16 protein-coding genes and 2 pseudogenes are annotated in these 20562 nt (G+C 66.1%); 10 read left to right on the top strand and 8 right to left on the bottom strand.

The window, feature by feature from the left end:
* Window positions 1–86: 86 nt before the first annotated feature.
* Window positions 87–515 carry a hypothetical protein gene (locus GXW71_RS08445; RefSeq protein WP_211852019.1) on the bottom strand — a complete coding sequence of 143 codons (429 nt, stop codon included), beginning with the start codon at window positions 513–515 and terminating at the stop codon, window positions 87–89.
* Between GXW71_RS08445 and GXW71_RS08440 the strand changes: the two genes are divergently transcribed.
* Window positions 499–3447, top strand: a complete 2949-nt coding sequence (locus GXW71_RS08440; protein ID WP_211852018.1) for an HD domain-containing phosphohydrolase — start codon at window positions 499–501, stop codon at window positions 3445–3447. The two genes, GXW71_RS08445 and GXW71_RS08440, sit on opposite strands and share 17 nt — an antisense overlap.
* On the opposite strand, the gene GXW71_RS08435 is transcribed toward GXW71_RS08440, so the two are convergent.
* Together GXW71_RS08435 and GXW71_RS35390 are read right to left on the bottom strand one after the other, a co-directional pair.
* Entirely contained in the window at window positions 3336–4325 is a 990-nt protein-coding gene (locus GXW71_RS08435; protein ID WP_367617272.1) for a protein-L-isoaspartate O-methyltransferase family protein, read from the bottom strand. The two genes, GXW71_RS08440 and GXW71_RS08435, sit on opposite strands and share 112 nt — an antisense overlap.
* A complete protein-coding gene (locus GXW71_RS35390) occupies window positions 4210–4641 on the bottom strand; it encodes a hypothetical protein (RefSeq protein ID WP_367617268.1) in 432 nt (143 codons plus the stop codon). The genes GXW71_RS08435 and GXW71_RS35390 overlap by 116 nt, the downstream gene beginning before the upstream one ends.
* A 483-nt stretch (window positions 4642–5124) precedes the next feature.
* Between GXW71_RS35390 and GXW71_RS08425 the strand changes: the two genes are divergently transcribed.
* Window positions 5125–6810: an FAD-dependent oxidoreductase gene (locus GXW71_RS08425; protein ID WP_211852013.1), complete on the top strand. Its 1686-nt coding sequence runs from the start codon at window positions 5125–5127 to the stop codon at window positions 6808–6810.
* A gap of 373 nt (window positions 6811–7183) precedes the next feature.
* The gene (locus GXW71_RS08420; RefSeq protein ID WP_211852012.1) at window positions 7184–7810 is read left to right on the top strand and encodes a YajG family lipoprotein; all 627 of its coding nucleotides are present in this window, start codon (window positions 7184–7186) and stop codon (window positions 7808–7810) included.
* A 423-nt stretch (window positions 7811–8233) separates the two neighbouring features.
* Here GXW71_RS08420 and GXW71_RS08415 read toward each other — a convergent pair whose 3' ends face one another.
* Window positions 8234–9136 (bottom strand): LysR family transcriptional regulator, encoded by a 903-nt coding sequence (locus GXW71_RS08415; RefSeq protein ID WP_211852010.1) that lies wholly within the window; start codon window positions 9134–9136, stop codon window positions 8234–8236.
* A gap of 203 nt (window positions 9137–9339) precedes the next feature.
* Between GXW71_RS08415 and GXW71_RS08410 the strand changes: the two genes are divergently transcribed.
* From GXW71_RS08410 to GXW71_RS08390, 5 genes and pseudogenes are all read left to right on the top strand, one after another.
* Complete coding sequence (locus GXW71_RS08410) at window positions 9340–10767, top strand: NAD-dependent succinate-semialdehyde dehydrogenase (protein WP_211852009.1); 1428 nt, start codon at window positions 9340–9342, stop codon at window positions 10765–10767.
* Between the two features lie 62 nt (window positions 10768–10829).
* On the top strand, window positions 10830–11348 hold the full coding sequence (locus GXW71_RS08405; RefSeq protein WP_211852007.1) for a hypothetical protein: 519 nt from the start codon (window positions 10830–10832) through the stop codon (window positions 11346–11348).
* Window positions 11349–11365: 17 nt separating this feature from the next.
* On the top strand, window positions 11366–12118 hold the full coding sequence (locus tag GXW71_RS08400) for an SDR family NAD(P)-dependent oxidoreductase (RefSeq protein ID WP_211852005.1): 753 nt from the start codon (window positions 11366–11368) through the stop codon (window positions 12116–12118).
* Between the two features lie 58 nt (window positions 12119–12176).
* Window positions 12177–12881, top strand: a complete 705-nt coding sequence (locus tag GXW71_RS08395) for a type 1 glutamine amidotransferase domain-containing protein (protein ID WP_211852003.1) — start codon at window positions 12177–12179, stop codon at window positions 12879–12881.
* Between the two features lie 174 nt (window positions 12882–13055).
* Window positions 13056–13382 (top strand): annotated as a pseudogene (locus tag GXW71_RS08390) (IS5 family transposase); the annotation flags it as partial.
* Between the two features lie 63 nt (window positions 13383–13445).
* Here GXW71_RS08390 and GXW71_RS35385 read toward each other — a convergent pair.
* A complete protein-coding gene (locus GXW71_RS35385) occupies window positions 13446–13745 on the bottom strand; it encodes a spore coat protein U domain-containing protein (RefSeq protein ID WP_367617271.1) in 300 nt (99 codons plus the stop codon).
* Between the two features lie 87 nt (window positions 13746–13832).
* A complete protein-coding gene (locus GXW71_RS08380; RefSeq protein WP_211851997.1) occupies window positions 13833–15743 on the bottom strand; it encodes a diguanylate cyclase in 1911 nt (636 codons plus the stop codon).
* A 290-nt stretch (window positions 15744–16033) separates the two neighbouring features.
* Between GXW71_RS08380 and GXW71_RS08375 the strand changes: the two genes are divergently transcribed.
* Window positions 16034–17953 carry a putative bifunctional diguanylate cyclase/phosphodiesterase gene (locus GXW71_RS08375; RefSeq protein WP_246526398.1) on the top strand — a complete coding sequence of 640 codons (1920 nt, stop codon included), beginning with the start codon at window positions 16034–16036 and terminating at the stop codon, window positions 17951–17953.
* A 49-nt stretch (window positions 17954–18002) separates the two neighbouring features.
* Here GXW71_RS08375 and GXW71_RS08370 read toward each other — a convergent pair whose 3' ends face one another.
* Window positions 18003–18191 (bottom strand): alpha/beta fold hydrolase, encoded by a 189-nt coding sequence (locus GXW71_RS08370; RefSeq protein WP_211851993.1) that lies wholly within the window; start codon window positions 18189–18191, stop codon window positions 18003–18005.
* Window positions 18192–18828: 637 nt separating this feature from the next.
* Window positions 18829–18951, bottom strand: a pseudogene (locus tag GXW71_RS34730) (GcrA family cell cycle regulator); the annotation flags it as partial.
* A 236-nt stretch (window positions 18952–19187) separates the two neighbouring features.
* Here GXW71_RS34730 and GXW71_RS08365 point away from each other — a divergent pair.
* A complete protein-coding gene (locus GXW71_RS08365) occupies window positions 19188–20174 on the top strand; it encodes an ion channel (protein ID WP_211851991.1) in 987 nt (328 codons plus the stop codon).
* The last annotated feature ends 388 nt before the right edge of the window (window positions 20175–20562 follow it).

The raw sequence follows: 20562 nt of genomic DNA, 5'->3' as shown, positions 1-20562 counted from the left end.
GGCTCCGGTCAGCCACAAGCTCAGCAAGGGATCCCTCATAGGACCGCTCACTGGATGATCCCGCGACTAACGCGCGCTGTGGCGCTTCAGTTCCCTGGCGGTAAGGCCTTCCGGGCTAACGCACCTCGCGGGCATCCTAGAGGTGGCGCGGAGGTCTGGAGAAAAACCGGATGCGGCCGGAGGAGCTCCAGCGGCCTCACCCAGCGCCAGCGGGCGGCCGAGGTTGATGTCCCGGTCACTGGTTTGCGGACCCTGCGGATTGCGGCGATGCCGAGGACGACCAGCAGCTCGTTTACCTGCTGCACGGCCAAATCCGCCTCGCCCGAGGCCAGATTCTCGGTGGTGAACCCGGCCGGAATCAACGTCGTGGGGCTGCGCACCGCGTCGGCCATGCCAAAGGACAGCGCCGCCTTGAACTCGTACCGGCCCCGCTGCCCGTGACAACGATTCTTCATTATTGCCTTGGTGGCTTCTTCGTATCGAACGCAATATTCCCGCATGCAGGCAGACGACATGCGATTTCCGGTGCGACGCCGCGGCTGGATCCTGCCATTGCAACTGCTGATCCCCATCGTCGTGGTTTGCGCCATGGCGTCGCTCGGCGGCCTGCTGATGTCGCAGGGTTGGCAGATTGCACGCGGCCTTATGCTGACCTCGGCCAGCGATGCCATCGACACCATGGGTGTGCTGATCAACGAGAAGCTCGGCCGGGTCGTCGCCCCAGCCAGCGCGACCCTACGCCATCTCGCCCAGGATCCGCTGGCGGGCGCGCAGTCTCTGCCGCAGCGGCTCGAGCGGCTGCCGGTTCTGGTGGGCGCCCTGCGCCATCTGCGCTTCGTGTCAGCGATCTACGCGGGCTATCCTGACGGGGAATTCTTCCTGGTGCGCAGCTTGGGCGAAGGGGTGGACTGGGGTGGCGCCAATCCACCGCCAGGTGCGGCTTTTCTGGTCCAATCCATCCAGCGCGAGGACGGCCGTTCCCTCGGCGAATGGCGCTTCTACGATGACGGGCTGCGCCTGCTTCGCCAGGACAGGGTCGAAACCGCCTTCGACCCCCGGGAGCGGCCCTGGTTCCGCAACGCGCAGGCCGGCGGGCCGCAGAGCATGACCCGCCCCTACGTCTTCTACACCACCGGCCAGACCGGCATCACGATGAGCCTGGGGGACCGGTCGGGAGGTCCGATCATCGGCCTCGACATCGCGCTGTTCGATCTGAACGCGGAGTTGCGCGGCCTCCGCCCAACCCCGCATGCCGAGTTCGCGGTGCTGGACGGAGACGGCATGGTCCTAGCGCATCCGGAGATCGGTGGCGCCGCGCGCCCGGATGGTGGGCACACCGCGATCCAACCCCTGTCCACATTGCATGTGGCGCCCCTCACCAGCCTGGCGGCGATGTCGGCCGAGGCCGGCCGCACCGTCGCCTATTCCGTCGGAGGCGAGACTTGGTTTGGCACTCGCATCCCTCTAGACGCCTTGCCCGGCCACGAACTGACGCTACTCGTGGCGACACCAGAGGACGACCTGCTCGGGCAAGTTCGGCGCGGCCTCGCGCGCCAGCTCTGGCTGACGCTCGCACTAACCGGCGCGCTGCTGCTGCTCGGATGGCTCGCCGGGCGGCGGCTCGGCCTGACCCTGACCCGGCTGACCCAACAGGCACAACAACTCATGCGCTTCGACTTCCGGCAGCTTCCGTCCACTGGCGGCGTGGTACGGGAGATCCGCGTGCTGGAAGCGGTCGTACGCTCGGTCTGCGTCACCATCCAGAACTTCCTAAACACGACAGAAGCGATCCGCGCGGAAGCCGAGCTTGAACGCATCCTGCAAATGGTCCTCGACCGCATGGTCGAGACGATGGGGTGCGATTTCGGTGCGGTCTATCTCGTGGAGGAAGAAGAGACGGCCCAACTGCGGCTCGCGTCCATAGCCGATCCAGATACGGTATCGGGGCGAGCCCAACCCTCTTTGGAGCGGGTCAAGTACGGCTTGGCTGAGCGGCTGCCGATGCCGTCGCCTGAGGGCCAGCCGCCTGTGTTCGGCCGCCTCGCCCCCGACGCCAGCCAGCTTGCAATCATTCTGCGGGACCGCATGCAATCCCCGCTTGGGCTTCTCGTGCTGAACCATCCGAATGATGAATTCCATGCCGGTGACGAGTTCCGCGCCTTCGCCGAAAAACTGTCCGGCGCGCTCGCGATTGCCATCGAGACCCGCAGGCTAATCGACGCGCAGGCCGCGTTACTCGATTCCATCGCTCGCGTGCTGGCTCATGCGATCGATGCCAAGAGCCCATACACCGCAGGGCATTGCGAGCGCGTCCCGCAGATCGCGACCATGATCGTCGACCGCATGACGGAGGAGACGAATGGGCCCTACAGTGGTTTCCGCCTGACGCGGGAGGAGCGTCACGCCTTCCAGATGGCGGCTTGGCTCCATGATTGCGGCAAGATCACCACGCCGGAGCATGTCATCGACAAGGCCACGAAGCTGGAGACGGTGACCAACCGGATCCACGAGATTCGCACCCGCTTCGAGATCCTGTGGCGCGACGTGGAGATCGAGCACCTGCGGCGCCTGCTGGCGGGCGAGGACGCCGTGCTGTCCGAAGCCAGGCTGCTGGCCGAGAGACAGCGGCTGCGGGAGGAATTCACCTTCGTCGCCCATTGCAACACCGACGTCGACGGCATGCCCGAGGACGCTGTCGGGCGGCTGCGGCAAATCGCCGCCCAGTCCTGGATGCGGCATTTCGACGACCGCCTCGGTCTGTCGCGGGAAGAAGCACGGCGGCTGGCGGAACTGCCCCACGCTGTGCTCCCCACTCTTGAACCACTGCTCGCCGACCGGCCAGAGCATGTCGCGCTCTGGGGCGATCGCCGTCCACCGGTCGAGCGGGATGATCCTGGCAATGTCTGCGGCTTCGATATGGCGCTGCCGGAGCACCAGGCCAACAAGGGGGAGCTCCACAACCTTTCGGTCCGGCACGGCACCTTGACCGAAGAGGAGCGCTTCACGGTCAACAATCACATCGTGCAGACCTACCTGATGTTGCGTCGGCTGCCCTGGCCCGCGCATCTGCGACAGGTACCGGAGATCGCGGCGACCCATCACGAGCGCATGGACGGACTGGGCTATCCGCGTCGCCTTGGCGCTGGCCAGCTTTCCGTTCTGGATCGTGTGATGGCGCTTGCCGATGTGTTCGAAGCGCTGACCGCGCCTGACCGCCCGTACAAACCAGCACGGACGCTGAGCGAATCCCTCGGCATGATGGCCGTGATGAGCTCGGAGCGGCATCTGGACGTGCAGGTGTTCCGCTATTTCCTCCACTCCGGCCTGTGGCGGACCTACGCCGAGAGCTTCCTGCGCGCTGCGCAGATCGACAGCGTGGATGTGACGGCGCTGGAGGCGCAACTGGCTGGGTCGGTGCGGGATCCTGCGATCAGTACATCTGGATAGCGCCACGCTGACCGCTGGCTGCGCGGTCGCGTTTTCACTCGCTTTTTTGAGGACGGTCGGCCCTGCTCGGGACCCGTCAGTAGCCGCCAATCTCCCAAACCCGCCCTCAGGCGCCAGAGCAATGCGTTCTCGCCTCGTACCTCGACAGATGGTCCGTCCGCGGCAGGAGGTGCGGCATCGGCATGATGGACTTCCAACCGGAAAGTGCCGGTGCCAGGCAGGCCAAGCGCCGCCGCCCAGGGGGCATAGGCTCTGGCGAAGCGCTCGGCGGCCACGCGCCCACCATAGGTGACCAGCTCCCCCGCCGCCCAGAACGCCACCGATCCGTCGGCTTCCGCGAGGCCGAAGGGCGGCATCGGCATACCTGGTCGCCAGGAGAGATCTCCATCGGCACGAATGACGAAGCCGGGCTCGGTCCGGCCGAGGTAAGCGCGAAACACCGCCGCGGCCGCAGCAATAGGCCCGTGGCCAGCCTCGCCCAGAGGCAGTGCGAAGTGGGCGGTCGGCTCGCCGTGCGGCAGCATGCTCGGCGCCGTGGCCCTGTGGTTCTGCCCGTCGCCCAGGAGGGGCACGAACCAGCCAGGCACCGCGCGCCCGTCGACCAATGATGGGCCGCGGCGCTCGAGCACGGTGACGTCGCACCCGTCACCGCTTCGCAATTCAACCGGCACCAGGACGCGCCCACCCTCGACGACCTGGTCCAGAAGCGCTGTGGGCACGTTCCAGGTTGCGGCGGTGACGACTGCGCGGTCGTATGGCGCATCAGCCGCGAACCCTCGAGTGCCATCCCCCGTGACCACCTTGACGTTGTCCAGGCCCAGCGCCTCCAAGTCGGCCAGGCTCCGGGCCGCCAAGTCCGGGATCAGCTCGACGCCGATGACCCTTCCGGGGGGGGCCGACCAGCCGCGCCATCACTGCCGCGAGCCAGCCGGAGCCCGAGCCGATCTCCAGGACCGCCTGCCTCGATTCCAGTCCCAGTAGGTGCAGCAGGAACAGCACGTAACTTGGTTGCGAGTTCGACGAGGCGGGCGCGCGTGCCGCCCAGCGCCTCTTCACAACCTCTCTGGGGCGGGAAGAGAGCGTGCTCCTGGAGAAGGGCGATCGCGGCCACGCGGGCACGTTGATGCCATTGGGTGCTGGGCCGCAGGACCGGCGGGGTCTGTCGCGGAGGCCATCGGGAAGGCAGGCGACCATGTCCGCTGGTTAGCGCCCCCGCTGAGGATGTCCCCCCTCCCCGGCAGCCCCAGCACTCAGCCGGCGGCATCCCTCTGAATCAACCGCTTACGCGCTGTGTTACCCGAATGGCCATCCCGAAGGCCGGCGGACGGTGGTGGTGGCCGCGGGCCGGGGCCTGGGCCTGGGTGGCGGTGCTGGATCTGTCATCCGCCGGTAACGGCGGGGGAGGCGATGGGAGTGCGGACGTGACCGTCTCACGGATGCCACCAGCCGCCCGTCGGGGGCGGCCTGACGCTTCTGCGCCTTCTCGTATTCGCGCTCACCCTGCCGAAGGCGCCTCAGCTCGCACCCGCGTAAGCCGCCATGGCGTGCGCGGGGATGTACGCGGTAGACGACCTGCGGAAAGAGTTGGCTTGGGTGGTGCGCAGCGTAGGCTGACGAATTGATGCCGGACGATGTCACGCATCAGCAGGATGCATAGGCCGATACGGAGTTCACACCATGGCGATTAGCGACGATCGGAAAGGGCAGACCTATCCGACACTTTCGGCTCTTCAAATCGGCACGGCTCGACGCTTCGCGAGCGGTGAGCCGCGCCGCTTCGGCCCAGGTGACATCCTCTATGAAATCGGCACTCGCAACGCCCCCTCTTGGCTGCTTCTTGAGGGCTCGGCTGACGCGATTCAGCGCGGCGCGGCTGGCAGGTCGTCCGTGATCGCCACTTACGCACCCGGCCAGTTCACCGGCGAGACCAATCAGTTGTCCGGGCACGCCACCCTGGCGTCGGTGGTCGCGGGCGACAAGGGCGTGCTGGCGATACCCTTTGATGCGCCACATCTTCGTGCGCTTGTCATTGGGTCGGCGGATCTCGGTGAAGCGATCATGCGCGCCTTTATCCTCCGACGCGTATCGCTGATCGAGGAAGGGCGGATCGGCGGCGCAGGGTCGGTCCTGGTTGGACGCCGGGATGCCCCGGACATCGTCAGGTTGTCCGGGTTTCTGACCCGCAACGGCTATCCCCACGCCATCATCGCCGCATGCGAGGCTGAGGGGCGCGAGCTGGTTGAGCGGCTCGGCATCGCATCTGAAGATCTGCCGTTGATGATCTGTCCGAACGGCACGTTGCTTCGAAATCCGAGCGATGCGGATGCTGCGTCCTGTCTCGGCATCATGCCGGATCTCGATCCGAAGAGCGTCTATGACGTGGCGATCGTCGGAGCGGGGCCGGCGGGGCTGGCCACTGCCGTGTATGGGGCATCTGAGGGCCTGTCTGTTCTAGTTCTCGATTCGCGGGCCTTCGGTGGCCAGGCAGGCGCATCCGCCCGGATCGAGAACTATCTCGGTTTTCCGACCGGTATTTCCGGACAGGCTCTCGCGGGCCGTGCCTTCAATCAGGCGACGAAGTTCGGCGCCGAGCTCGCGATCCCGCTGACCGTTGGAAAGCTGTGCTGTCATGGAGCCGATGCGGAAGCTCCATTCTCCCTCGAGCTCAGCAATGGATGTACTGCACGGGCGCGTTCCATCGTGATCGCGTCGGGAGCGCGCTACCGCCGGCCTGATGTTCCCAATGTCGATGCGCTGGAGGGGGCCGGCGTCTCCTACTGGGCTTCGCCGATCGAGGCGCGCCTTTGTGCCGGAGAGGAAGTCACTCTGGTCGGTGGCGGCAACTCGGCCGGCCAGGCCGTTGCCTATCTCGCACCACAGGTCAGGCACCTGCATCTCGTTGTCCGGCGACCGCTCGAGCAGACCATGTCCCAGTATCTGATCGACCGGATCGCAGCATTGCCCAATATCGAACTGCATGTGGGCAGCGAGATTGCAGGCTTGCATGGCGATCGCGAGACTGGTCTGACCGGCGCCACGTTCCGTGACGTCCGAACCGGCGAGACCGAGGAGTGCGCGTCGCGCCATCTCTTCCTGTTCATCGGTGCCGATCCCAATACGAGCTGGCTCGACGGCTGTGTCGCGATCGATGGAAAGGGCTTCGTTCTCACGGGGGAACGCGTCGGTGATGGCGAGCGACTGCCGCTGGAAACGAGTTGCCCCGGCATTTTCGCCGTTGGAGACGTACGTGCCGGCTCGACCAAACGGGTCGCCGCCGCCGTCGGCGAGGGTGCCGCCGTCATCGCGCAGATCCATTCTTTCCTGGCACGAAATGTCGGACGCCTGCCGGGTATGAGGCAGTAATCCGGCATCCCCCGGAGTTCGGTTTCGGGTGCGCTGGAGTGAGGCAGGAATATCCAGCCTGAGAGGGCCCTGGCGACGAGGGAGCGTCAACAATGTGGTGCCGCGGCGTCTCATGATCCCACACGAGCTCGGTTTGCAGCGCCTTTTCTTGCTGGTGGAGGGCCATATGCCCAGCAGGCGGACAATCCCGTTGAGCTTGGCGGATCGAAGCCCGGAATCCAGGCCTGCTCGGCTGTTCAGGGCGCGGTCTGCGCAAAATTCCGGAAAGGCTAGGGGCTGGGCGCCACAACGCATCGGCCTCAGCCGTTAATATAACCTCAGCAATGATGTCCGATATTCCCCAGGACAGCGAAACTTTTGGGGGAAGACGCGCATGTGTATACTAAAAGCAGTGGCTACGATCCTGGTGCTGCTGTCGCTGGCGGCCTGCGGCACCACCCAGATGCCGCTGAACTACACGGCACCCGCGACCGTCACCCGTGCCGCCGGGGCGCAGCCGCTCGTCGATGTGGGACAGGTGACGCTCAGTCGCCACACGGGGCGGGAAGACCCGGTCTGGGTGGGCACGATCCGCGGCGGCTACGGCAACCCGCTCAAAGCGCTGCAGGCCGATGTGCCAATCGATCAAGTGGTCGCGCGGGCGCTGCGTGCGGGGCTGCGCGCGCGCGGCTTACTCGCGGAAGGCGCTGCCGCGCGGCGCCGACTCACGGTCGATGTCACCCAGTTCGACGCTAACCAGTATGTCCGCCGCGAAGCGACCGTCGCATTGCGGCTGACCTTGCATGATGCCGAGAGCGGGCGCCAGTTGTGGGCCGACACCGTCCGGGTCTATGAGGTCGACGGTCATCTCTTCACAGCGGCCGGGGTCTTCGGCTCCGTCGAGGAGTTGCATGCCCTGACGACGCGCGTGCTCGGCCAGGCCATCGACCAGGCGTTGGACAACCCGGCCTTCAGGGCGACGCTGCAGCCGGATGCCGGGGCCACCTTCGCAGGGTCATAACGCTTTGCCACGGCCGAACACAATAATGCCGGGCTGCAGGCGCGCGCTGAGCCAATCGGCCGCCGCGCGCATCACCAGCAGCACCCAGTCGGCGCGCCGCTCCAGCGGCACCCGTCCGGCGTCGGCATTCAGCGCCGCGGCGAATTGGTCGCAGAGCGATGCTACCGACAGCCGGCCAAGTTCGGCCTTCTCCTCTCAACGCGACTGAGAGCGAACCGCCAGGGGATCCCCTCGGACCGGCTGCCGCCTCCCGGAAGCCCGCCATTGCCGGCGGCTACAGGTCGAGCAGCCGGGCGGGGCTGTCGCGGGTGATCTTGGCGCGTCGCCGGTAACGCGCCACACAATGAGCGAACTTCGGCGGGTCCTGAGAACGGGCGTCGAGGCGTTCGGGAATTCAGCTTTCGGCCGGTGAACAGTATCGGATCAGCCCCGAACCGCGCCCGCTCGTGAAGCGATGATTTGCCCAACGTTCTCAAGGAAGAACCGCAATACGGGCGAAGGGTTATCCGCTCGATAGCCTGCGGCAATCTCGATCACCGGGGTATTGCCCGTCAACGGCCTGCTCACCACCGAGCGAGGCAGCAACGGCTCCACATATGCAGGTAGCAGCGTCACGCCGCCCGTGGACGCCACCAACGAGATCCCGGTTGCGATGCCGTCAAGAAAGTGGGCCGGCGACATGACTAGACCGCGGTCCCGAAGATAGCGGTCGACGACGCCCCGCAGAACATGCGGCGTATCGGAGTAGCCGATGAAGGCGGTTGGATCGATGTCGCGCGCGTCGATCGCGGAGTAGGCCGCCAGAGGGTGATCTCTGAGCAAGATGACCAGGATCGGCTCGTGCGCGATGACCTTGTAGGTTACATCCGGCTGCGGCTCTAGCCGGCAGAACCCCAGGTCGATTTCTCCCCGCTGGATCGCTTCGCCGATGTCCGGTGAGAAATCGCTCGAGACCCTGAAGTCGATGTCCTTCAACTGCGCGCGGAGCACGTGGGTGACGTGCCGCAGCCATTCGACTTCCTGACCGGTCAAAAAGCCAACCGAGAAGCTGGTTTTCGGCGGCCGCGCCGCGCGCCTCGCGGCGGCGACCGCTTCGGCCGCCGCCTGCAGCGCCAGCCTGGCGTGCTCCAAGAATGCGCGCCCCGCCTGCGTGAGTTCCACGCCCCGGGAGCTGCGGATGAAGAGCTGCGCACCGACCTCGAGCTCAAGGTCCCGAAGCTGACGGCTCAAGGATGGCTGCGCAGTATGCAGCCGACGTTCGGCAGCAACCGTGAGGCTGCCTTCCTCGGCGACAGCGACGAAGTACCTGAGGTGGCGAAGCTCCATCCTGTGTCATGCCTTCAAGGTATGGACTCTACATAAACGAAGTCATTCTCGGTGTGAATTAGCGCTGGTACGAAGCCCGAGCCGGGCAAACAAGATACCGCCTGGGCATGACGAGGACGGCGGATTGCCACCTCTTCCGTAGTTGACGCCCGGCGTGGATCGCCGGGCACCAAGGGCGCGCTGCCTGCGCCGGGAGCCAACGCATGACCCACGAGTTCCGTCTGCTCATCGAAGGCGCCGAGCGCGCCGGTTCGACCGGAGAAGCCGGCGAGATCGTCGATCCGGCGACCGAAAAGGTCATCGGAAAGGTCGCCTACGCCTCGGCAGAGGATCTTCGCGAGACGGTCGCGGCGTCCGCGCGCGGCCTGCGCGACTGGGCGGCGACGTCGCCGTGGGAGCGCGGGCGCATCCTGAAGCGAGCGGCCGACATCCTGCGCACCGATATCGACGTGGCTGCGCTCACCATCACGCGTGAACAGGGCAAGCCCGTGCAGCAGGCTCGGACCGAAGTCGAGCGGTCCGCGGACTTTCTCGAATGGGGCGGCGAAGAGGCGCGTCGCATCTCCGACCGCGTCCTTTCCGGCCGCACACCAGGCGCTCGTGTCGAGGTCCAAACCCATCCGATCGGTGTCGTTGCGGCCTTTACCCCTTGGAATTTCCCGATGGCGCTGGCGGCGAAGAAGTTTGCCGGCGCGCTCGGCGCGGGGTGCTCGATCATCTGCAAGCCATCGCAGGAAACTCCCGGGTCTGTCCTCGTCATGGCGCGCGCCCTGCTCGAGGCGGGCGTCACCCCGGCGGCCATCGCCGTCGTGTTCGGCCATGCGGATCTGATCTCCGACCACCTCATCGCGGCGCGCGAGGTCGCGAAACTGACTTTCACCGGCTCGATCCCGGTCGGCAAGCATCTCGCAGCGGCCGCCGGCGCCGTCATCAAGCCGGTCACCATGGAACTGGGCGGCCACGCGCCGGTGATCGTCTGCGGCGACGTCGATCCGGAATGGGCCGCCGATATGATGGCGGCCGCGAAGTTCAGCAACGCTGGCCAGATCTGCCTCAGCCCGTCGCGCTTTTTCGTCGAGGCGCCCATCCACGAGCGATTCACCGCGCGGTTCGTCGCCCGCGCGCAGGCACTTCGCGTCGGCGCCGGTATCGATCCCGCTAGCGAGATGGGCCCGCTCGCCAACGCCCGCCGGCTCGCCGCGATCGAGGGACTGGTAGAGGACGCGCGATCGCGCGGCGCCTCGATCCTGACCGGCGGTAAGCGGAGCGGTACGCGCGGGTTCTTCTACGCGCCGACGGTGATCGTCGATGTCCCCGACGAAGCGGAAATCTTGCGCGAGGAGCCTTTCGGTCCCGTGGCCCCAATCCTCCCGTTCACCAACGAGGCGGCCATGCTCGACAAGGCCAACCGGCCCGAGTTCGGCCTCGCCTCCTACGTGGTCACCCACGACATCAGCCGCCAGCGGCGACTGACGGAAGCGCTCGAATACGGCGTCGTCGGGGTGAACGGGCCCGTCACCCACTATCCCGAGGCGGCGCTCGGCGGCTGGAAGGAAAGCGGCATCGATACCGAAGGCGGCGTCGAGATCCTTCAGCCCTACCAGCGCACGAAGCACGTCAGCGTCCGCTAGCGCAGCCTCCGATCCAGCGATCTCCGCCCGGCCGCACAACCGCCGGGCGATGGAGAAGCCTCATGCTCGAAGATCCCTTCCCCTCACTCTCCTTCATCGCCGGCCCGGCGATCCTGACGAACGCAAGCGCGGTCCTGCAGAACGGCGCGACCACACGCTACAACCTGGCGATCACCCAGTGGCGTGAGTTCAATGCCTCGCTGGCGGCTGCGGACGACAGGGTGTCCCTGCAGTACGTCTCTCCCGACGCTGCGATCGCCCTCGCCCTGCGGCGCATCCGCTTGCAGTTGCGCGGACTCAGCCTGCTCAACGGCGCGGTGGCGCTGTTCGCGGCCACCACCGTCCTGGGCCTGGCCGGCGCCTTCCTGGTGCAGAGCCGCGCGGCTGCGGCCTCTGCCGTCAGCCTGGTCATGCTGACGTTCGGAAGCGGCGGTCTCGTCGCCCTGCTGGCGGCCACCGCGACCCTCTTCCTCGAAAGCGCATGCGGCGAAGCGCTGCTCCGCCTCCACCGCACGTCCGACGGCGACGTCGCCACGAACCCAGGCTGCTCGAAACGGCGGTCTGAGACCCCACACCTCTAGCAACAGGACTCTCTGAAATGCGCACCGTCTCTATCGTAACCGGCGGCAGCCGCGGCCTGGGCCGCAACACCGCTATCAGCATCGCCCGCCACGGCGGCGACGTGATCTTCACCTTCCGCAGCCGCGCCGATGAGGCCAAGGCTGTGATCTCGGAGATCGAGGCCCTCGGCCGCCGAGCCGTCGCGATCCAGCTCGACACCGGCGACACCGCAGCGTTTCCCGGCTTCGTCGAGCAGGTTCGTGCGGCGCTAAAGGCGTGGGGACGCGACAGTCTCGACCACCTCGTCAACAACGCGGGACACGGCGAGATGGCGGGCTTCGCCGAAACCACCGAGGCCCAGTTCGACCTCATCTTCAACGTCCACGTCAAAGGTGTGTTCTTCCTGACGCAGGCTCTGCTGCCATTGCTGGCGGACGGTGGCCGGATCGTGAACTTCTCCTCCGGCCTGACCCGGGTCTCTTATCCCGGCTTCTCCGCCTATTCGGCGGCGAAGGGCGCCGTCGAGACCCTGACCCTCTACATGGCCAAAGAACTCGGGGCTCGTGGGATCACCGCCAATGCGATCGCACCTGGCGCGATCGAGACCGACTTCCTCGGCGGAGCGGTGCGCGACACGCCGGCCTATAACGAGGCCTTCGCCGCCATGACCGCCCTCGGTCGCGTCGGGGTGCCCGACGACATCGGCCCTGCGATCGCAAGCCTGCTTGGCCCGGACAACCGGTGGATCACCGCCCAGCGCATCGAGGTCTCGGGCGGTCAGAACATCTGATCCCCACCAACTGAGCCAGTCGCCGGCGGTCTCGTCCGGGGGTGCGGCAAATCAACCGATGGAGAAGAAGATGACACGCGTGCTGACTGTGCTGTCTGCAGCGGACAAGTGGACGCGAGCCGACGGATCGACCTACGACACCGGCATCTGGGCTGAGGAATTCATCTTGATGGACGAGGCCTTGATCAACGCAGGCTTCAGCGTCGACCTCGCCACGCCCGGTGGCGTGTCGCCCACCATCGACGCGCTCAGCCTGGACACGAAAATCATCGGCCCGGAAACCGCCGAGCGTTACCGAGAATATCTGGCGCAGAACGCCAAACGCCTCAACAATCCGCTCGTCTTGGCCGACATCGACCCTGATCAGTTCGACGCCATCGTGATCCCCGGAGGTCATGGCCCTGTCGAGGATCTCTACAAGGACCCCGATATGGGTCGCATCCTAGTCAGAGCGAACACAGCGTCGAAGCTAATCGCGGCAGTTTGCCATGGACCCGCCGCCCTGCTTGCTGCGAGCGACGAGAATGGCTGGCCCTTCGCCGGGCGTAGGATGACGTCCTTTACCGACGAGGAGGAGATCGAGTTCGGCACCGCGGCAAATGCGCCGTGGCTGCTTGCGGACAGCCTGCGGAAGCGCGGGGCGGTCTTCGAGCAGGGCCCGAACTGGGGTTCCTACGTCGTGCGGGACGGCAACCTTCTGACAGGCCAGAATCCGACCTCGACCGCCGCGCTGGCAGAGGCAGTTATCGGCGCACTTCGCTGACGCAGTATCGACGGACCTCGCGAAGCATCTCTGCTGGCTGGGAGGGACGCGGCTCCGCCGCGTTTCCTCACATGGCCTGGATACCAGAAACTCGGCCTAGGGTCCGGACCCATAAAGCGTTTGGCGCGACGCGGCGTGCTGTGATTCACCGTTCCCGTTGAGGGGAAACGGTCGATGGCGGAGAGCTTCTGGCTGAGCGACGCGCAATGGGATCGGCTGCGGCCGCTGCTGCCGAACAAGCCGCGTGGCGTGCCGCGAGTGGATGACCGTCGGGTGATCAGCGGTATCGTGGTGGCACTGCAGTCGGGCGGTCGCTGGATCGACGTGCCGGCGGCGTATGGGCCGCGCAAAACGCTCTACAATCGGTTCGTGCGCTGGTCGGCGAAAGGCGTCTGGCGCGAGATCTTCGAGGCGTTGGCTGCGGCCGGCGGCCCTCCGGCGGAGGTCCTGCTCGACAGCACCCATGTGAAGGCGCACCGCTGCGCGACGGGTGGAAACGGGCGATGAGGTCTCCGGATGCTGAGCCGCCGCGACCGAGTTGCGCGTGCACTCAGAACGTCACGGTCACGGTGATCGTGTCGACGTAGGTGCCGGGGTCCGCGTGCTGCCGCGCGAAGACCCGCGCCCGTAGACGCTGTAGGCCTGATTGCAGGTGAAGGAGCCGCCTCCGGACACGATCATGCTGCCGCCCGTGCCATCGCCCCAGACCGTGGTGCGCGCAGCCGTTGCGTAGACCTGGTACTGAAATATGGCGTCGCCGCTGGCCATGCGCCGTGTCGGGATGGATCCATGGCCTGGCCCGAGCGCGATCGCGTAGCCACCGGAGAAGATTTGAGCAGGCGACCAGGACGGATCCGGTTGCATCATCGGCCGTCGCAGTGAACGGCACATGGGCGATGCAAAGCGGGGTGGAGAAGGCGGAGACCTTGTCCAATCCTACTTCCGCAGATGTTAGGCGTCGGCGAGCGGCGCCCATCCAGCGGCAACGGCCCGACTGATCGGCTCAGACGTCACCGCGACCCGGTTCCGACCTGTGCGCTTTGCCCGGTAGAGCGCCGCATCGGCGGCGGCCAGCAAAGACTCCGGCTCCGCATCCGCGGACGGGATAGCCGTCGCAACGCCGACGCTGACCGTCACGTGGTCGATGCCGCCGCTTCCTGCATGCGTGATTCCGAGGCTCTCGATGGCCGCACGCACCTGCTCCGCAACCATGGCCGCGCCCAAGCCTACGGTATTGGGCAGCAGCAGGACGATCTCCTCGCCGCCGTAGCGGACCGCGAGATCCGCCGGACGCCTGACAGCCGCCTGGACTTCGTGGGCCACGTGTCGCAGGCAGGCATCCCCGGCAGGGTGCCCGAACGCGTCGTTGAAAAGCTTAAAGTGGTCGATGTCGAGCAGCAGCAGCGACAACGGCGTCCGGTCGCGCATTGCGCGACGCCATTCCTTCGCCAGCGTCTCGTCGAAGCAGCGGCGGTTCGCGAGGCCGGTCAGCCCGTCGGTGCGAGCGAGCGAGGCGAGCTTCTCCTCCTCGGATTTCCGCTCTGTGATGTCCCGGACAACGGCGACCATTCCAGTGACCGCACCGTTCTCTTCGTCAATGATCGCGCGCGCTGACGCTTCCAGCCAGGCTATCGAACCATCCGGCCGCGTGATGCGATAGGTCGTTATGATCTCGCGCTGGCCAGCTTGCAGACGCAGCAGGTTTCCCCGCACCAGTGAAGCGTCCTCGGGCACCACGTCGTCAAGGGTCGAGCGCGCCAGTAGCTCCTCGATAGGTCGCCCGAAGATTCTCGCCGAAGCAGGTGACAAGTACAGACGGCGACCGGTGGCATCCATGCGGGACACCACGTCGTTGGAGTTCTCAGAGAGCAGGCGGAAGCCCGCTTCGCTTTCGCGGGCCGCCAGTTCCATCAGCCGTCGCCGCGCCAGCGCCCGCTGCAGCAGCAGCGCCATCCCGACGGCGATCGCGACCAGGATGATCGCAATCGAGCCGATGACGAGCGCTTTCCTCCACCAGGCCGCGTAGATGTCGTCCACGGCCATCGCGACATTGATCATGAGCGGCGCGTCCCGGAGGCGCCTGTGCGCGTACATCCGTCGGACGCCGTCGACCGCGGCGACGGTGACATATTGCCCGGCCGGTACCGTAAGCGCCTGACGAACCACGGGAGAGGCGCTGAGGTCACGGCCAAGCTGGCCTTCCTCGTTCGGGCTGCGCGCCAGGATGACGCCGTCCTGGCGGAACACGGTCAGCGCGCCCTGGGGTCCGAGCTGAAGCCCGGTGAAAGCCGCGGCTTCCAGCTGGTCGAGGCGTACGGCCCCCATGACGACACCGGCGAAGCGGCCATCCGCGTAGGCCAGGCGACGGCTGAATCCCAGCGACCAGATATTGCTGCGGCGGCTGCGGAAAGGTCGGCTCACAAAGAAGCCGACATCCATCCGGTCTCGGTGGACCGTGAAGTAGTCGCGATCGGCGAGGTTAGGAGCGCCATGCGGCACCTCCCCGCGAGAGTCGAAGATTTGATCGCCATTCGCGTCGAGCACAGCGACGCTTTCGAGATATCGGGTGGAGCGAACCCGCTCCTGGATCAGGGTGCGCTGCAACTCCGGGCTGATCCGCCCATGCTCCGTGTCCCTCAGAATCGCCTTGATGGCCACGAGCGCCAGGTCGATGGACCGCATTTCTGCGGAGAGGTCGCGCTCAAGGGCTCTGGCCAAGTTCGAGGTCGAGTTGGTGGCCTGGCCCCAGGCGTCTCTTCGGGCGTCGAGCAGCACGAGCGCGACGGTTGTGAGCAGCGCAGCCGCGAACAGTGCCCCGAGGGGCACCACTCGCCGCAGCATCCAATCCGCAATCAGGGCCACCCGGTCGCGCCCACTCTGCCTGAATCGATTCACGGTGCGATCTGAAGGGGTTTCCACGGAAAAAGTGTTAACTCCCGCGCACCTGCGTCAATGAGATGCTAACTCCAGCGGCGTACTTTCCCCGGGCCGATGGCCACATCGCTAATGCGGGCGAAAGTCAAATGCTTGTTTCGAACTCGGCACGCTTGCCTCACGAAGCTGCGGTGAGCGCGCCGGACCACAGCACGGACGTCAGAAGGGACCAGCTTTCTGCAATTCGCAGGACTGTACTGATCTCAATTCCCGTGAACATGATCCTGGGGTTCACGATCACGCTCGTCGCCGTCCATTCCGGGCATGTGGCCGACGGCCTGGCCTGGCTGCTCCTTTCGACCATCGTGAACGCATCCAGGATCATCCTGTGCAGGGCGGATCTTCCGGGCTCCGGGGGCTACCGAGAGGAGCCGCCGAGGCGCAGGTCGGGGCTCATCGCGCGGTCCATCGGCGGGCATCTGCGGCTGCACTGGCTCCTCGCGCTCGTCTCGGGAGGTGTCTGGGCCCTGATCCCCCTCCTGTGCGATGGCTACACAGCGCCCGAGACGATCTTCTACCTGGTCGTGGTCTGCGGCATCACCGCGGGTGCCGTCACCCACGGCTTCGCCTACGCCTCCATCCCCATCTGCTTCATCACGCCGCCGCTGCTCTCCGTGGCTGGATGCCTCTTCTACGCTGGGGGTTTCGAGCGCACCTGCCTGGCCGCCACCGTCGTGCTCTACCTCGTAGCGCTGGTTCGCGCCGCAAAGGAGAGCGAGGCGATGGTTCGGGATGCCAGTCGCCTCAAGCACGAAGCGACCGCGATGGCAGGCTCGATCGAGGTGGCGCGCGCGCGGGCAGACAGATCCGCCCAGGAAATGGGCCACCGCGCCGTGCACGACGGCCTCACCGGCCTCCTGAACCGCAGCGGCTTCCTGGAGCAGGCACGAGCCCGCATTTCCAGCGCCTCTCCGTTCTGCCTGATGCTGTTTGATCTCGATGGCTTTAAGTCGGTCAACGACGCGCTCGGTCATACCGCCGGTGACAGCGTGCTTGCCGAAGTTGCCCGGCGGCTGCGGAGTTGCCTGAATGATGACATCGTCGTCGGGCGGCTCGGCGGCGACGAATTCGCCATCTTCTACGGATGCTCAGGCGACATGGGGCCCCCGTCTTCGCTCGCGTCCGAACTCATCGCGACGATCGCGATTCCTTTCACCGCCTTCGAGGCAGTGAGGGTCGGCACCAGCGTGGGGATATGTGTGGCCTCCGGCCTCGACATCAGCGAGATGTTGGTCAGGGCCGACGCGGCCCTGTATGCCGCGAAGAACAAGGGCCGGAACCGGTATGTCATCTTCGATGACGATCTAAGGTCGGCGTTGGAGATGCGGCGAGACGTCGAGCGCGATCTCGCGCGGGCGCTCGGGCATGACGCCCTCGAGGTCTGGTACCAGCCGATTGTGTCCAACGGCGGAAGAACGCTCCGCGGTTTTGAGGCGCTGCTGCGCTGGAAGCACCCGCGCCACGGCTGGATCCCGCCCGCGGAGCTGGTGAACCTGGCCGCGTTGACAGGTCTTTCCGAGCCCCTGATGCGCTTCGTCCTCAAGGACGCCTGCGGGATGATTCAGACGCTACGGGTGCTTGGGCTTGCGGACCTTCGGATCGCCATGAATGTTTCTCCTCGGGAACTGGCGCAAGTGCCCGTTGACGAGGTGGTGCTCGCGAAGCTGCGCCGCCTCGACATCCCACCGAGCAACCTTGAGATCGAAATCACCGAGGAGGCGACGGCCAACCGTCCCGGCGTGAGAGAGAGGCTGTCGGCGCTTTCGGCCGCCGGGGTCCACATCACCATCGACGACTTCGGCGTTGGCTACTCTTCCCTTGGCTCGCTCCAGACGCTGCGTGTCGACAGAGTGAAGGTCGATAGGAGCTTCGTCTCCGGCATCTCGGATTCGAAGAGTGCGCAAATCCTGCTCCGGGCCGTGCTCAACCTGGGCAGCGTCATGGGGTTCGAGGCGCTGGCGGAGGGCGTCGAAACCGCCGAGGAACTGGAGACGCTCAAGGAGCTGGGTTACCAGGCGATGCAGGGATACCACTTCGCCCGACCGATGCCGCCGCGCGAAGCCATTGCGTGGATCCACACGTTCCAATCGCGGCTGGCCGCCGAAGCCGTCCTGCATCCAGGGCACCCCGTCCGCTAGCAGTGGGGTTGGCGACCAGGGTGTCGCGAGCAGTCTCACTGGCGCGACGCTATTCGCGAAGCAGGGCCTCGTCGAATTGCTCGGGTGCCTCGACCTGAGGTGAGTGGCCGAGCTCGGGGGACTCGACCAGCGTCGCGTTCGGGATCGCCGCCGCGGCCCGCCGACCGAGTTCCGGATAGTTGCCGAGGCGCGCGGCGACCCTCCAAAAGTACCTGACCGTGAGCAATGCGTTCTGCATGCTTGGTCACCAGCGCCATCGGTGACTTTCCGCCGACACGGTGGCTCTATGAAGGTTCCGCAGCCGAATGCCCTCAACGTTCGAGATCTCGGAATACAGATGCACATGAGACCTCCGATTGCCTCAGCACCGCGTCGGACCGCCCGATAGGACGGAGCATATGCTGCCAGGCACGGCGCCGATGACACCCAGAACAGCTATCGCGGGATCATCCAGGAGCGCCTCTGGCGCGAGAACAACAACGGGAACCAGCGTTGTCCCGAATGCACATACTCCGGCCCAAGCTGGCCGCCAGGGGATCCCTCGAAGGGCAATCCAGCGGTCAGCCACGGCGGCTGCGAGCGCCGGAATGACGCCAACCACATATGCCAAAGGGATCTCCGCCATCGGGTTCGCGCCGTAATCGCCTTGGCCGCCGCTCATCCAGTTGACGAGCGGCTGAACAATAGTCAGGAGCGTCAGGTAGCCCAGAAGCGGCCCGAGGAAGCCGAAAACGAGCAGGCGCCTCATAGCCTGGGCGGGTCCGGCACACGGGCTTCATCAGTCATGCCTGCCCTCCCTACGCGGCGCATGGTGCCGCACCGCAGGCCAGCCGCAAAGCCGATCAGCGGGGCAGCCGCGGCCCGCGAGGGCCGCCTCGGATGGGGGATTCGCGCGGCGGCAGGCCCAGACGGTGCGGCTGGCCGATCACGGCGTCCTTGGTGGTGCCCAGCCGTCGCCCGATCTCCTTTGTCGGAAGGCCGCGGCGTTGGAAGGCCAAGCGCCACGCGCAGCCGCCGAATGGTCGCCTGGCTCATGGGGAGCGCCGGTCCCGGCGGAGCTGCGCGCAGATGTTCGGCGAGATCGGTGGTAGGGATCACCTCGGCCCGGCCGGGCTGCCCACCCGGCGGCTTCTCGCGGAGGAGGTGAAAGCCGTGAGGCGTTGCAGTATGAACTGACACCGCATTCCGACGTTCTCAAGTCATGCTTATGGGCACCCTTGAGCTTCTCGGAGGAATGGCGCTTGCCGTAGCCACGCTACGCGACGTCTTCGACACGGTCGTCGTGCCCGGCGGAAGCCGCACCTCTCTCCGCGTGGCGCAGCGCTCCGTGTTCCTGCTGCTGCCGGTTTGGAAGCGCATCCGTGCCAGGAATGGCGTTTCCGCGAGCTTCGGCCCTTTGATGCTCGTGCTGTCCTTCGTCGTCTGGATGGTGCTTCTAACGCTCGCGTTCGGAATGATGGCTCATGCGCTTAGCGATTCATTCCAACCCCCGCTGCCGAGCTTCTCGCAGGCAGTTTTTTTGGCCGGGAGCGCGCTCGTTACCATCGGCCTGAGTGAGACGGACGCGCTCGGCGTCGCGCGATGGGTCGTGGTCGCAGCAGGCTTCTGCGGCTTGGCAGTCATGACCATGGCGGTGACATACCTACTGGAGGTGCAGAGCAGCATCGCCGGACGGGACGCCGCTATCCTCAAGATGTGCAGCTCGGCCGGGGATCCGCCATCGGCCCTAGCGCTGCTTGAGCGGCACGCTGCGATCGGAAGCGGCGCCGAATTGGCCGATGTGATGAAGGATGGCCGGGATTGGTGCGCCCAGGTCCAGCAGAGCCATACGACGCACCCGTCCCTCGTCTATTTCCGGTCCGTGGGCACAGGGGCCGGATGGCCAGCCACGCTCGGAGCCCTTCTTGATCTCGCCCTTATCGTCGAACACTGTCTTGAAATCCCGGAGCTTCGCGGGCGGGCAGCACTGCTGCGCCAGGACGGCACGCGGATGGCAGAGGCGCTGATCGACCTCCTGCAGATCCCCAAGGCTGCGCAAGCCCAACCGTTCGACTACGCGGAGTTGCGACACCGCCTCGTCGCTGCGGGTTATGCCGTGCGCCCTGCTGCGGACGCTGCGAATTTTCCCGCTCACAGGGCCGAGCTCTCGAGGCTGCCAGCCGCACTCGCGGACCACCTTGGCAAGCCTTCGGCTCCACTGATCCTCGATCGGTCCCACTGAGGCAACTGAGGCTTGATCCGGAAGCATGCGCTTGGGAGAACCCTGGAGGCGATGCGAAGTCGAAACTCGCTCAATAGGAGCATGCATGGGATGGCGAGAAATAATCGGCGGGGGCACTCATGCCGAAGCCCGAGCTCGCTACGGGCAGTGGTCCAGTCCCTGGTATCCGGAGAGGCACCCGCCAGAGGTTCTCCGTGGGGCTTTTCAGCGCCCCGATCAGCAGACCTTTTAGCCAGCCCATGGACCAGCCCCCCTAGGTGTTCACCCACGGCGTGAACCCCGCGCTCCGCTCGACGCTCTCCACGATGAGACCGCCGCCGCGACCGCCGCCCCTGCTCCCGGCACGATCAGGGAGTCATGCACCGGCAGGCTCAACAGCCCTCCCCGC

The organism is Plastoroseomonas hellenica (assembly GCF_018129085.1).
Classification (GTDB): domain Bacteria; phylum Pseudomonadota; class Alphaproteobacteria; order Acetobacterales; family Acetobacteraceae; genus Plastoroseomonas; species Plastoroseomonas hellenica.
Note: the sequence above shows the minus strand (reverse complement) of the source record. Positions and strands in the feature narration are given on the sequence as shown.